Consider the following 12,464-nt stretch of genomic DNA (forward strand, 5'->3'; position numbering starts at 1 on the left):
TTGCGGGTGTGTACGACCGCGAGGGGGCGTGCGTTCACATCCACGCGGATTTTCCGCGACGGTGAACACCGGCGCCGTCGGGGACGTACACACCCACAGACCGTCGACCGCGACGGTTACCCTCGGAGAGGACGACGCACGTGACGGGGTCCACCGGCCAGAGCAGGGAGATGCGGATGCGCGCGTCTCGAGGACCGGGCGCCGCAGCCGGGTTCGACCTGCGCCGCGCATTCGACGACAACGGCACCGCCCTCCTGGGCTACGCCGTCAACGCCCTCCGAGACCGTCCTCTCGCCGAGGACTGCGTGCAGGAGACGTTTCTCCGGGCGTGGCGAGCGCGCGATCGTTTCGATCCCCGCACGGCATCCGAACGAACCTGGCTGTTCTCGATCGCACGCAACGTCGTGGTCGACGCGCTCCGCACACGCGCCCGCCTTCCCCTCATCGGCGACAACGCCGAGCTCGAAAGCCGGGCGGCCGAGGCCATCGACCCGCTCGAGCGCCTGCAGATGCTCGAAGCGCTGTCGGTCCTCACCGAGGCGCACCGGAGCGCCGTCGTCGCGATCCATCTGCACGGCCGCAGCTACCAGGAACTCGCGGATGCCACGGGCGTCCCCGTCGCGACCTGGCGCACCCGCACGTTCCACGCACTCCGCGCTCTCCGGGCGCACCTCGAAGGAATGGAGGCGCCCGATGCGCACTCCCGATGACCGCTGGGCCGAACTGGTCGCCGCTGCCCTGGCGGGCGAGCTCACCGCCGCGGAGAAGATCGAACTCGATGACATCCGACGCACCGATTCCGTTCGTGCGGAGGAGTACACCGCGCTCGAAGAGGTCGCCGGACGTCTGCGTCAGGGGGATATCGGCTGGACCGCTCCCCGCGGCACCAGCGACCTGTTCGCGCGCATCGAGGCAGCCGTCGACCGCCGCGACCCGAGCGTGGCCGATCCGCCGCCCGTCTCTCCGATCGGGACTCGCCGTCGCCGATGGGTCACGCCCGTCATCGCCGCGGCCTGCCTCGCCACCGGGGTGGCGATCGGGGCGGGCGGGGCGGGCATGTTCGGCTCTCCCGCGCCCTCCGGCCCGCCGGGCACTCTCGGCGCCGTGGAGCAGATCGCGGTGAGCGACGACGCCCGCGGGGTCGACGTGACGGCGGAGGTGGTGGCCCACACGTGGGGCACCGAGGCGTATCTCGAGGCGTCGGGACTCGACGTCGGAGCGACGTACGAACTCGTCTTCGTCGGGGTCGACGGCACGGAGTTCACCGCGGGGGAGGTGCTCGGCTCCGACGTGCCCATCGTCTGCCGCCTGAATGCCGCCGTCCTGCGCGGCGACGCCGCGCGGATGGAACTGCGCGACACGACCGACGTCGTCATCGCGCACGCGGAGCTTCCCGCGGTGTGATCGGGGGGATGCCGACGGCGGTGCGCGTCAGCCCAGCTCGGTCGGGTGGGTCAGGCGCCACCACAGGCTGGGTTCGCCGATGGCGCCCTTGATCTTCACGTCGGACGACGTCGTCTCGGGCCCGGCGGTCCAGGTCACGGTGCCCACGACCTCGCCGTCGGCGTAGTTCTGCGGGGTGACGGTTTCGAGGTTCACCGCGACGGGGGTGTCCGACCAGGTGCGCAGCGCCGCGTTCCGCGCCAGCACGAGGGACGCCTCGGACCCCCAGGCCGTCGAGATCGTGCCGACGTCGTCGCCGACGGTTCCCAGGCTCACGTCGTGGAAACCGTCCTGCAGGCTCTGCAGCAGGCGCACGACATCCTCGTCGGTGCTGTCGTGCGTCGCTCCGCCGAGCCGCACTCCGGTGATGTTCAGCGGTCCGCCGACGCCGACGTCGAGCGTGGACGTGAAAAGCAGGTTGAAGGTCCCCTCACCGAGATTGCCGGTCTTCATCCCGGTGATCCCGAGCGTTCCCAGCAGGTCGTTCGTGTTCGTGACGTACCCGGGCCCCTCGACCCTGATCGAGGTGGTGGCGGCCAGGCGGGCGACGACCGGGTCGGCCGCGGCGATGCGGCCCAGCGCGACGAGATCGCTCGGCGTGCTGATGTTGCGAGCGTCGAGGCCCGTGGCATCCACGATCCGGGTGTCGTTCAGACCGTTCGCGCTGAGCCAGGACCGCGCTGCCTGCACGTAGGCGTTCTCGGAGCCGAAGGCCCAGCGGGCGTTGGCGACGGCGTAGTTCGCCGCCGAGGGCAACAGCATCGTCGCGAGCGAGTCGCGCAGGGACATCGTGAGCCCGTCGGGCATCTTCGCGACGACCGCGTCCTGGACGTAGAACCGGTCGTAGAGGTCGGTGTCGGCCTCGGTGAAGGCGATCGTGGGTCCGGCGTCGTCGGGGCCGTCCAGCGGGTGGGCGTCGAGGATGACGAGGGCCGTGATCAGCTTGGCGACGCTCGCGATGGGGCGCGGATCGTTTCCGCCCGACGAGGCGAACGCGCCCGCGGCATCCGGTCCCAGATAGTCTCCACCACCCTCGACGCTCATCAGCATCTGGCCGCCGGAGGGGAGGGCGAGGGATGCCGCCGGACCCGCCGCCGCGGCGGGTGCCTGCGAGGTGACGATCGGGGCGGGAAGGGCGGCGGAAGACGCCCACCACACGTACCCGCCGCTGCCGCCGAGAACCAGGAAGGTGACGACGAGGAAGACGATCAGCGCGATGCGGCCGGCACGGCCATCGCTCTGGGGTTCGCGCGGGGCGTCGTCGAGGAGGTCGTGGAAATCGGCGAGCGTGCTCATGCCACGGCCCCGGAGCGACGGAACGGACGGAGAGGAATCACGCGCACCTCTCGAACCTAACCCCCGGTATTGCCTCACGCCGAGATGAAATTCAAGCCCCCCGCCATTCCGCGGGAGGCGATCTAGCGTCGAGCCCATCGGGAAATACCCGAGGACCACACGGGAGGAGCCGCCATGGGACTCGACGACAAGATCAAGAACGCCGCTGAAGACATCGCCGGCAAGGCGAAGGAAGCTTTCGGCAAGGCGACCGACAACGAGCGTCTCGAAGCCGAGGGTCAGGGCGACCAGAGCAAGGCCAACGTCAAGAAGGCCGGCGAGAACGTCAAGGACGCCTTCAAGTAAGCGCCCTCCCCGAATGCCCCGACCGTCACGGTCGGGGCATTCGTCGTTCTCGGAGCCTTCCCACCGGGAAGCCGATCCTGCGGCCGCCGATGCGTGTGCCGACCGTGCGGGGCCGGCGGACGGAGACGCCGTGGCGGCGGTACGGCTGCCGTGCGCCCGACCCGGACGACGCGACGGCCCCGTATGTCGTGCGTCTGACGGTGCGACCGCGATAATGGCGACATGACCACTGCCGTTCCCACCGAGACCCCCACGCTCGTCTCGGGCACCCCCGTCGTTCTGCGCGCCCACGGCTACGAAGCCGCCATCGCGAGCGTCGGCGCCTCCCTCCGCTCCCTCACTCATGAGGGCCGTGACCTCGTCGTGCCCTTCGCCGCCGACGAGCTGCGTCCCGCCTATCGCGGAACCACGCTGGCGCCGTGGCCCAACCGCGTGGTCGACGGCACGCACCACTTCGACGGCGTCGAGCACCAGCTCCCCCTCACCGAGCCCGACCGCGGTCACGCCCTGCACGGGTTGCTGTCGTGGGCCGACTGGAACGTCTCCGACGCCTCGGACAGCGCCGTCACGCTCAGCGCGACGATCACCGCGCAGGCGGGGTACCCGTGGTGGCTCGTCGTGTCGACGACGTACCGCCTGGATGCCGACGGCCTCACGCAGACGGTCCGCGCGACGAACCTGTCGGACACGCCCGCACCTTGGGGGACCGGGCCCCACCCGTACCTCGTCGCCGGCCCCGCGAGCCTGGACGAGTGGACCCTCGCCCTCCCGGCCGACACCGTGCTCGAGGTGACCCCGGACCGCCTGTCGCCGGTGGCTCTGGCATCCGTCACCGTCGACGCCGACCGGTTCGACTTCCGCGACCAGCGCGCCCTCGGCGCGGTCGAGATCGACCACGCGTACACGGGTCTGATCCGGGATGCCGACGGTCGGACGACCGTGGTCGTCACGGACCCCGCGGGCACGGGCGTGGCGATGAGCTGGGCCGGGGAATGCCCCTGGGTGCAGATCCACACGGCCGATCTGCCCGCCGGCCCGGGCACGCCCGGACACCGCGCAGGCCTCGCGGTGGAGCCGATGACCTGCGCGCCCGACGCCTTCAACGACGACGCCTACGACTTCGACACCGGCGTCGTCTCACTCGATCCGGGGGCGTCGCACGAGGCGGGGTGGACGATCTCCGCTCGCTGACGCTCGTTGACGACAGAACCGCCCCGGGTGAATCCCGGGGCGGTTCCGTCATGCGTGCGGGGCGTCAGACGACCTGTGCGCCGCACATGCCGCAGTCGCCTCCCACGGACACCTCGACGAAGCAATCGGGGCACATGGTGCGCGTGGGGCGGTCGGTGATCAGCGTCGGCCTCGGGCTCGCGCTCCGACGCTCCGCGCGCGGGGCGGCAGCGGCCCGGGTTCGAGCGGCGGTGACGGGGGCGACCGGCGGCGGAGGGGGCGCGGCCGGCTTGTGCGCTTCGCAGTAGAAGCGGACGAACCCGTCGTGGTGCTTGGGGTGGCGGTGCTTGACCGCCCACAGCTCGGTGCGCTCGTAGAGCGGGCCATCGGCGCCGCAGGCGACGCAGCGAGTTGCTTCGCCCGGAACGACGTCGGCGACCAGGACGGGGGCGTCGAAGCGGATGGCATCGCGCCAGTCCTGCGACGAGACGATCTTCATGTGGGGGACCCTTCTTCGGCGGTTCGGGCCGCCTCCCCCCAACGGTACGCTCCTCCCCACCCCGGTGCGACGCGATCGTGCGCGGAAAGGGTGGACACGCCCGCGGAGGCCCCCGTTAGGTTGGAAGGAATTCCCCCGCGCCGCCTCGGTGGCGCCCGTCGAAGGAGAAGCATGGAACTCGCCGCATTGGGAGCCATCGGAGTCATCGTGGCCATCGTCGTGGTGATCGCGGTGGTCGTCATGGCCGTGCTCGCCCTGGTCGTGCGCGGCTGGTACCGCGTCGCGAAGGCCGACGAAGCCCTGGTCATCGTCGGTAAGCGGCAGAAGAGCTCCGATGGGAACTCCTCGCGCATCACCGTCATCACGGGTGGAGGCGCGATCGTGAACCCGCTGACGCAGCGCGGCGAGATGATCTCGCTGCGGGCCCGTCAGATCAAGATGGAGCCGACGGCGCAGTCGTCGACCGGCGTCACGGTGAACGTCAGCGGTGTGGCACTGGTCAAGATCGGCTCGGATCCCGAGTCGGTGCGTCGCGCGGCAGAGCGCTTCGCCTCGCAGGACAAGGCGATCGAGCAGTTCACCACCGAGCAGCTCGAAGGTGCGCTGCGCGGAGTGGTCGCGACGCTGACCGTCGAAGAACTCATGCGCGACCGCCAGCGACTGTCGGATCAGATCGCCGAGGGAATCAAGCAAGACCTGTCCTCGCAGGGCCTCATTCTCGACTCCTTCCAGATCCAGGGCATCACCGACCTCAACGGCTACATCTCGGCGCTCGGCGCCACGGAGGTCGAGCGGGTCAAGCGCGAGGCCGAGGTCGCCCGCATCAACGCCGTGCGCGAGATCCGCGCGCGTCAGATCGCGACCGATGAGGCCAACCTCATCGAGCAGACGGCGCTCGACAAGAACAGTGCCGCGGCCAAGGCCGAGGTCGGTCGAGCCAACGCCGAGGCCGAGCAGGCCGAGGCGCTGACCCGCGCCGAGCGGCGACAGGCCGTCCTTCAGCAGGAGGCGCAGAACACCCAGGCCCGCCTCGAGTCCGAGGTCTCCCGCGTCGCCGACGCCGACCTGTACCAGCGTCAGAAAGAAGCCGACGCGGAGTCGTACGCCCAGATCAAGGCGGCTCAGGCGCGAGCCGAGATCGCCCAGCAGGAGGCCGCGGCCGTGCGCGTGCGTGCCGAGGCCGACGCCCAGGCTGTGCGCCTGGCCGGTGAGGCGCGTGCCGAGGCGATCCGCGCTGAGGCGGAGGCGCTGTCGCACAACCAGGAGGCACTGCTGGCGCAGCGTGCGCTCGAGGCTCTCGTGCCGATGATGGCGGAGTTCGCGAAGGGCTACGACCGGGTCGGCAACATCACGGTTCTCGGGGGTGAGGGTGCCAGCAGCCACCTCGCGACCGAGTCGGCGACGGGCCTGCGCTCCTCGTTCGAGGCCGTGCGCGCAGCGACCGGTATCGACCTGACGCAGATCATCCAGGGGCGCGCGGTGGCCGACGCCTTCGCGGAGTCGGCTCACCGCCCCTCGGCGTCCGCGGAGAAGCCGACGTATCCCGCACCCACCGTGCCGCCGGCGGAGCCGGCCGCACCGCAGCCGGGGGCCTGAGCGCTCGCCGTGCCCGAGGCTCCCGAGGTCGAGGCGCTCGCGTCGTTCCTGCGCGAGCGCCTGGTCGGTCACGCGGTCGTTGAGACCGAGCTGGTCGAGGGGCGGGCGTGGAAGACCCGTGCCCGTCCCCTCGACCAGCTCGACGGACGACGGGTGACCGCGGTGGAACGGTTCGGCAAGCACATCGACCTCGACCTCGAGGGGACGCACCTGTCGCTGGGGTTCGGCCGCGCGGGGTGGGCGACGTGGATCGAGGGCGACGGCGAGGAGCCCGCGACCGCGGCCGCGGTGATCGCGCGCGTGGTCTTCGACGACGGCATCCTGGGTATCACCGACGCCGGGGACTGGCTGTCGGTGCAGCTGCACCTTGTCGACGACGCGCGCGAGGTGCCGTCGGTGGCGGGGCTCGGACCGGATGTCATCGACCCGGCATTCTCGCTCGAGATGCTCCGTACGGCGCTCGGCGGACGCCGCAAGCAGCTGAAGGCTCTGCTGCAGGAGCAGGAGACGCTGGCCGGGATCGGGAACGCGTACTCGGACGAGATCCTCTTCGCCGCGCGGCTGTCGCCCCGCGCCCACGCGTCATCGCTGACCGCGGAGGAGGCGACTCGGCTGTTCGAGGCGCTGCGCGACACGCTCGCGGCGGCCGTCGCGGCGCGTCGGGGCGTGCCGATCGCGGAGCAGAAGGCCGCGAAGGTCGCGGCGATGCGGGTGCACGGCCGTACTGGCGAGCCGTGTCCCGGGTGCGAAGGCATGATCGAGGACATCCCCGGCACCAAGGGCGGTGGCCAGTGTTGCCCGTCGTGTCAGGGCGGCTGAGGGACTCGTCTCACTCCCGGCGTCGGGCGGTCGGGTCTGCTCGGGCGGCCCGGATGAGCGCGTGGTGGCACTCGTGCGTCACAACCTCGGGGATCTCCGCATCGTCATCACGTAGGCGCGGGTGGGGCTGAGGGCGCGCGAATCGCGGTGGGTGAAACCACCCGGCAGCACGGGAAAAGGCCCCGAACCGTGGTTCGGAGCCCTTTCGCGAGTGCTGGTCAGGCCGTCTGGCCGGAGTGCTTGCCCTCGGAGACCTCTTCGACGAGCTTCGCGTTGAAGGCGGGCAGGTCGTCGGGGTTGCGGCTCGACACGAGGCCCTGGTCGACGTGCACCTCTTCGTCGACCCAGGTCGCGCCGGCATTGCGCAGGTCGGTCTGCAGCGTCGGGTAGCTCGTGAGAGTGCGGCCCGCGAGCACGTCGGCCTCGGTCAGGATCCAGCCTCCGTGGCAGATGACGGCGACCGGCTTCTGCTGGTCGAAGAAGTCACGGGTGAACGACACGGCGTCCTTGACGATGCGGATGTCGTCGGCGTTCTGCACACCGCCGGGCAGGACCAGGGCGTCGAAGTCGCCGGCCGATGCGCCCGACACCGCGAGGTCGACCTTCTGCTCGTGGCCCTTCTCGCCGCTGATGCTGCCCTCGCGGGGCGAGACGAGCACGGCTTCGGCTCCGGCGGAGGTCACGGCCTCCCACGGGCTGGTGAGCTCGCTGTCTTCGAATCCGTCGGTGGCCAGGAAGGCGATGCGCTTGCCGCTGAGATCGGTCATGGTTCGGCTCTCTTTCTCGATCGGGGGTCGCAACCACGCTAGGAAAGTGCGGCGCACCCCGGGCGGGGGTTGCGGACGCCGGGGGAGGCGGGTACTCCTCGCGATCCGGGGCCGCTCGAGACGCGGGACCCCCGATGCGGCCTCGGCCCACGCGGATCGAAGGCGGTCGCGGCGGCCCCGCCGTGCGCGGACCGCGGCTCCGACGCACGCGGACCCCGACGTCCCGCGCGGCGCTTGCCGCTGTCGCCGTCACGCGACCCGGGGGCGCGGGATGGCGCCCGCGGCCCCGTCGCGAATGCACGGGCGTAGCATGGAGCGCATGTCCGATGACACGATGTCTGACGCGAAGCCCTCCGAGAAGCCGCTGATCACGCTGTTGAACGCTCCCCTCGAGGCGGCCGACGACACCGCGCGGCCCGCATCGCAGTGCTGCGGCGGCGGTTCCTGCTCGATGTGAGACTGCGGCTCGCGGCATCCTGATCCGGTTCGTCCGGCTCGAAGGCGGTCCCGGGCCGAGATGCCGTCATCGATCAGGCGAGGTCGTCTGCGGCGGCGCGACCTGTCCTTCAAAAGCGGTTCGCTCCCCGCGCACGAGTCTTTTCGGCGTTCGCGACCGAGGCGGCACGAACCACCACGACACGGCACATCGAGCGTGCGCATCGCTGCCGCGAACCGGACCCTCCGACCACGGCCCGTTTCCGCGAAACGGGCGCACCCTCCGACCACGACGTGAACGCCGCGAGCGGAGGGTGCGCCTGTTTTATGGTCAGTGCGCCAGGGGTGCGACTCCCTCGAGCTGGTCGGCGGGCTTGCGGATGAGGAACGCGCCGACGATGAGCGGCAGCGAGATGATCGCCGCGACCAGGAACGCCACGCGGGTTCCCGCGGCATCCGCCTCGAGTCCGGTGCCCGTCGACGCCGACACCGACGACATGATCGTCACGAGCAGTGCGATGCCCGCCGCTCCCGCGACCTGCTGCACGGTGCCGACGATGGCCGAACCGTACGAGTAGAACCGCGGTTCGAGCGAACCGAGGGATGCCGTGAACAACGGCGTGAACGACAGCGCGAGGCCGAGCATCATGACCGTCTGCACCAGGATGAGCAGCGGGAACGACGTGTCGGTTCCGAGGGTGGTGTAGAACCACAGGGTCGCGCTGACGATGATCGCGCCGGGGACCAGCAGGATCTGCGTGCCGAATCGGTCGTAGATGCGGCCGATGACCGGGCCAGCGAGACCCATCGCGAGCGAACCGGGCAGCACGGCGAGCCCGGTTTCGAGCGGCGTCTTCTCGAGCACCGTCTGCAGGTACAGCGGCAGCAGCGTGATCGCGCCGAAGAAGGCGAGGGACATCACACCCAACTGGGCCACCGACAGGGTGAAGTTGCGGGAGCGGAAGACGCGCAGGTCGAGCAGCGCGGAGTCGGTGCGCTGCAGGCGCAGCTGTCGCCAGACGAACGAGGCGAGGCCGATGACGCCGATGGCCAGCGACACCACCAGGGTGACCGTCGACGCGTCGGCAGCTCCGGCGTCTCCGCCGTGTCCGCCGCCGATCTGGCTGAGGCCGAAGACGAGACCACCGAAACCGAACGCCGAGAGGATGACGCTGGTCACGTCGATGGGGGCGTTGCGGGTCTCGCCCAGGTTGTGGATCCATCGCGCGCCGACGAAGAGGGCCACCAGTGCGATGGGAAGCACGATGCCGAAGATCCAGTGCCAGCCCAGCGACTGCAGGACGAGGCCCGACATGGTGGGGCCGATGGCGGGTGCGAGCGCCATGACGATGCTGACGCGACCCATCATGCGGCCGCGCTGGGCCGGCGGCACGATCGTCATGATCGTCGTCATGAGCAGCGGCATCATGATCGCGGTGCCGGACGCCTGGATCACGCGCGCCACGACGAGAACCTCGAACCCGGGGGCGAGGAAGGCGACCAGGGTGCCCGCGGAGAAGAGCGACATCGCGGTCACGAAGACCTGGCGGGTGGTGAAGCGCTGGAGCAGGAATCCGGTGATCGGGATGACGACCGCCATCGTCAGCATGAAGGCGGTGGTCAGCCACTGGGCGGCGACGGCGGTGATGCCGAGGTCGCGGATCAGGAACGGGATCGCGACGTTCATCGTCGTCTCGTTCAGGATCGCGACGAAAGCGGCGGTGAGCAGCAGCCAGATGACGCGACTCTGCTGGGCGGTCACGCCCGAGGAGGTCTGGGGCGGAGCGGAGGAGACGGTGCCGGTGGTGGCCATGACGAGGTCCTATTCGAACGGGGGGCTTCGTGGCGCCACGGTGGTGACTGCGCTGAGCGGGAACGCCGCGGAACATCGGGATATTCCGACGTCGAGAGAAAAACCCGGGGGAGGGATGCCGCGGAGGGCGGGGCCCGAGTCTAGCCTGCGCCTGCGACACCGCTCGGGCGGAGCCGGTGTCGGTGGTCGGACGTAGGCTGGCCCGCATGAACCCGGGTGGTGTGGGCGGAAGCATGTTCCGCGGCGTCGACGCCGACATGCAGCGCCGTCGGAACGCCCAGGCGCCGCGCGTCGCCGACCTGGGCCGCCGTGTCGTCGAGTTGTTCCGTCCCTACCGCTGGCGGATCGCCTTCACCGCCGTTCTGGTCGTGATCGGCGCCGCGGTGGCCGTCATTCCGCCCTTGCTCGTGCAGCGGATCTTCGACGACGCGCTGTTCCCGGTCGACGGATCGAGCCCCGACCTCGGGTTGCTGGCCGAGCTGGTCAGCGTGATGATCGTGCTCTTCCTGCTCTCGGCGGGACTCAACGTCGGACAGACGTGGCTCACGGCCACGGTGGGCAATCGCGTCACGGGCGATCTCCGTACGCGTCTGTTCGACCACCTGCAGTCGATGGAGCTCGGTTTCTTCACGCGCACGAAGACGGGCGTCATCCAATCGCGTCTGCAGAACGACGTCGGCGGTGTCTCGGGCGTCCTCACCAACACCGTCACCAGCATCCTGGGCAACGCCGTGACCGTGCTCGCGTCGCTGGTCGCGATGATCCTGATCGACTGGCGCTTGACCCTGATCGCCATCGCCCTCATGCCGTTCCTGATCTTCGTGCAACGACGGGTCGGTCAAGTCCGCGCGCGCATCGCGGGCGAGACGCAGGAATCCCTCTCGGAGCTATCGGCGATCACGCAGGAGACGCTGAGCGTGTCGGGCATCCTGCTGTCGAAGTCCTTCAACCGCCAGCGGACCGAATCGGCGCGCTTCGACGCCGAGAACGCCAACCAGGTGCACCTCCAGGTGCGTCGGGCGATGAGCGGCCAGGGCTTCTTCGCCGTCGTCCAGGTGATCATGTCGAGCGTGCCGGCGATCATCTACCTCGTCTCCGGCTACCTCATCGGCGGGGGCGTCGGGGCGATCACGGCGGGAACGATCGTCGCCTTCACGACGGTGCAGGCGCGACTGCTCATGCCGCTCATGGGGCTCATGCGCGTCGCTCTCGACGTGCAGACCTCGTCGGCGCTGTTCGCGCGCATCTTCGAGTACCTCGACCTCGAGCCGGCGATCGTCGACGTGCCCGAGGCGGTTCCCGTGGCGGCGGCGCCCGGACCGCTGGGACGCATCGAGTTCCGCGACGTGGAGTTCCGCTATCCCGATGCCCCGGCGCATACGCGTCCCACGCTCGACGGCGTGTCCTTCACCGTCGAGCCGGGGCAGCACGTCGCGTTCGTCGGACCGTCGGGCGCGGGCAAGACGACCATCCTCTACCTGACGCCGCGCATGTACGAGGCGTCGGGCGGCGCGGTGATGTTCTCCGGCGCCGATGTGCGCACCCTCGACCGCGCTTCGATCGTCGATGAGATCGGCATCGTCTCGCAAGAGACCTACCTCTTCCACGCCACCGTGCGCGAGAACCTGCGCTACGCGCGACCGGATGCCACCGACGACGAGATCGAGGCCGCCTGCCGCGCCGCGAACATCCACCACGTGATCGCGTCGTTCGAAGCCGGCTACGACACCGTGGTCGGTGAGCGCGGATACCGCCTGTCAGGCGGCGAGAAGCAGCGCATCGCCATCGCGCGCGTGCTTCTGAAAGACCCGCCGGTACTCCTGCTCGACGAGGCGACGAGCGCTCTCGACACCGTGTCCGAACGCATCGTGCAGGAGGCCCTCGAGACCGCGTCGCACGGGCGCACGACGCTGTCGATCGCGCACCGGCTGTCGACGGTGATCGGCGCCGACCGCATCCACGTCGTCGACGCCGGACGCATCGTCGAGTCGGGCACCCACAGCGAGTTGCTCGCAGCCGGCGGCCTCTACGCGAGCCTCGCCGCCGAACAGCTCGCCGCATCTTTCGTGCTCGCCGAGGAGCAGCACGACGCGGCCGGTCTCGAGCCCGCCGCGCTGCCGGCCCGCCGCGCCGACGGCCCGCCTGCCTGACCGCCGCCCCTGCACCCGGGGTTCGTCGGCCCAGGGCCCCGAGCCCGTCGGACGGCTCGCTCGTGCGCGGGTATCGGCGGCGTCGACGCGCTCAGCCCTCGCCGACGGTCGCGCGGCAGGAACGGCTGCGG

At 70.4% G+C, this 12,464-nt stretch carries 12 protein-coding genes; 8 read left to right on the forward strand and 4 right to left on the reverse strand.

The window, feature by feature from the left end; all coding sequences use genetic code 11:
- The first annotated feature begins 176 nt into the window (after nucleotides 1-176).
- Both ACTJJP_RS00285 and ACTJJP_RS00290 read left to right on the forward strand, forming a co-directional pair.
- Nucleotides 177-710, forward strand: coding sequence for an RNA polymerase sigma factor (locus ACTJJP_RS00285; protein WP_440773072.1), 534 nt, complete (start codon nucleotides 177-179; stop codon nucleotides 708-710).
- Nucleotides 694-1,404, forward strand: a complete 711-nt coding sequence (locus ACTJJP_RS00290; protein ID WP_440773073.1) for a hypothetical protein — start codon at nucleotides 694-696, stop codon at nucleotides 1,402-1,404. The genes ACTJJP_RS00285 and ACTJJP_RS00290 overlap by 17 nt, the downstream gene beginning before the upstream one ends.
- 27 nt (nucleotides 1,405-1,431) lie before the next feature.
- On the opposite strand, the gene ACTJJP_RS00295 is transcribed toward ACTJJP_RS00290, so the two are convergent.
- Complete coding sequence (locus ACTJJP_RS00295) at nucleotides 1,432-2,739, reverse strand: D-alanyl-D-alanine carboxypeptidase family protein (RefSeq protein WP_440773074.1); 1,308 nt, start codon at nucleotides 2,737-2,739, stop codon at nucleotides 1,432-1,434.
- 174 nt (nucleotides 2,740-2,913) lie between these two features.
- On the opposite strand from ACTJJP_RS00295, the gene ACTJJP_RS00300 reads away from it, so the two are divergent.
- Both ACTJJP_RS00300 and ACTJJP_RS00305 read left to right on the forward strand, forming a co-directional pair.
- Nucleotides 2,914-3,084 (forward strand): CsbD family protein, encoded by a 171-nt coding sequence (locus ACTJJP_RS00300; RefSeq protein WP_082484862.1) that lies wholly within the window; start codon nucleotides 2,914-2,916, stop codon nucleotides 3,082-3,084.
- Nucleotides 3,085-3,306: 222 nt separating this feature from the next.
- Nucleotides 3,307-4,275 (forward strand): aldose 1-epimerase family protein, encoded by a 969-nt coding sequence (locus ACTJJP_RS00305; protein ID WP_440773075.1) that lies wholly within the window; start codon nucleotides 3,307-3,309, stop codon nucleotides 4,273-4,275.
- 64 nt (nucleotides 4,276-4,339) lie between these two features.
- On the opposite strand, the gene ACTJJP_RS00310 is transcribed toward ACTJJP_RS00305, so the two are convergent.
- Nucleotides 4,340-4,753: a glucose-6-phosphate dehydrogenase gene (locus ACTJJP_RS00310; RefSeq protein WP_440773076.1), complete on the reverse strand. Its 414-nt coding sequence runs from the start codon at nucleotides 4,751-4,753 to the stop codon at nucleotides 4,340-4,342.
- 171 nt (nucleotides 4,754-4,924) lie between these two features.
- Between ACTJJP_RS00310 and ACTJJP_RS00315 the strand changes: the two genes are divergently transcribed.
- Nucleotides 4,925-6,349, forward strand: a complete 1,425-nt coding sequence (locus ACTJJP_RS00315) for an SPFH domain-containing protein (RefSeq protein ID WP_440773077.1) — start codon at nucleotides 4,925-4,927, stop codon at nucleotides 6,347-6,349.
- A 9-nt stretch (nucleotides 6,350-6,358) separates the two neighbouring features.
- The gene (locus ACTJJP_RS00320; protein WP_440773078.1) at nucleotides 6,359-7,168 is read left to right on the forward strand and encodes a DNA-formamidopyrimidine glycosylase family protein; all 810 of its coding nucleotides are present in this window, start codon (nucleotides 6,359-6,361) and stop codon (nucleotides 7,166-7,168) included.
- 218 nt (nucleotides 7,169-7,386) lie between these two features.
- Here the strand turns inward: ACTJJP_RS00320 and ACTJJP_RS00325 are convergent, their stop codons facing one another.
- Entirely contained in the window at nucleotides 7,387-7,935 is a 549-nt protein-coding gene (locus ACTJJP_RS00325; protein WP_440773079.1) for a type 1 glutamine amidotransferase domain-containing protein, read from the reverse strand.
- A gap of 319 nt (nucleotides 7,936-8,254) precedes the next feature.
- Here ACTJJP_RS00325 and ACTJJP_RS00330 point away from each other — a divergent pair, with 319 nt between their 5' ends.
- On the forward strand, nucleotides 8,255-8,392 hold the full coding sequence (locus tag ACTJJP_RS00330; protein ID WP_440773080.1) for a hypothetical protein: 138 nt from the start codon (nucleotides 8,255-8,257) through the stop codon (nucleotides 8,390-8,392).
- Between the two features lie 309 nt (nucleotides 8,393-8,701).
- Here ACTJJP_RS00330 and ACTJJP_RS00335 read toward each other — a convergent pair whose 3' ends face one another.
- Nucleotides 8,702-10,183: an MDR family MFS transporter gene (locus tag ACTJJP_RS00335; RefSeq protein WP_440773081.1), complete on the reverse strand. Its 1,482-nt coding sequence runs from the start codon at nucleotides 10,181-10,183 to the stop codon at nucleotides 8,702-8,704.
- 206 nt (nucleotides 10,184-10,389) lie between these two features.
- Here ACTJJP_RS00335 and ACTJJP_RS00340 point away from each other — a divergent pair, with 206 nt between their 5' ends.
- Nucleotides 10,390-12,333, forward strand: a complete 1,944-nt coding sequence (locus ACTJJP_RS00340; protein WP_440773082.1) for an ABC transporter ATP-binding protein — start codon at nucleotides 10,390-10,392, stop codon at nucleotides 12,331-12,333.
- Nucleotides 12,334-12,464: the final 131 nt, after the last annotated feature.

This window comes from Microbacterium sp. 22296, from assembly GCF_052045385.1.
GTDB lineage: Bacteria > Actinomycetota > Actinomycetes > Actinomycetales > Microbacteriaceae > Microbacterium.

Excerpts from the sequence above, each read along its gene's own strand:
- ACTJJP_RS00290 (WP_440773073.1), top strand. The coding sequence starts at position 694 with ATGCGCACTCCCGATGACCGCTGGGCCGAACTGGTCGCCGCTGCCCTG.
- ACTJJP_RS00325 (WP_440773079.1), bottom strand. The coding sequence starts at position 7,935 with ATGACCGATCTCAGCGGCAAGCGCATCGCCTTCCTGGCCACCGACGGA.
- ACTJJP_RS00340 (WP_440773082.1), top strand. The coding sequence starts at position 10,390 with ATGAACCCGGGTGGTGTGGGCGGAAGCATGTTCCGCGGCGTCGACGCC.
- ACTJJP_RS00310 (WP_440773076.1), bottom strand. The coding sequence starts at position 4,753 with ATGAAGATCGTCTCGTCGCAGGACTGGCGCGATGCCATCCGCTTCGAC.
- ACTJJP_RS00295 (WP_440773074.1), bottom strand. The coding sequence starts at position 2,739 with ATGAGCACGCTCGCCGATTTCCACGACCTCCTCGACGACGCCCCGCGC.
- ACTJJP_RS00285 (WP_440773072.1), top strand. The coding sequence starts at position 177 with ATGCGCGCGTCTCGAGGACCGGGCGCCGCAGCCGGGTTCGACCTGCGC.
- ACTJJP_RS00305 (WP_440773075.1), top strand. The coding sequence starts at position 3,307 with ATGACCACTGCCGTTCCCACCGAGACCCCCACGCTCGTCTCGGGCACC.
- ACTJJP_RS00330 (WP_440773080.1), top strand. The coding sequence starts at position 8,255 with ATGTCCGATGACACGATGTCTGACGCGAAGCCCTCCGAGAAGCCGCTG.
- ACTJJP_RS00300 (WP_082484862.1), top strand. The coding sequence starts at position 2,914 with ATGGGACTCGACGACAAGATCAAGAACGCCGCTGAAGACATCGCCGGC.
- ACTJJP_RS00335 (WP_440773081.1), bottom strand. The coding sequence starts at position 10,183 with ATGGCCACCACCGGCACCGTCTCCTCCGCTCCGCCCCAGACCTCCTCG.
- ACTJJP_RS00315 (WP_440773077.1), top strand. The coding sequence starts at position 4,925 with ATGGAACTCGCCGCATTGGGAGCCATCGGAGTCATCGTGGCCATCGTC.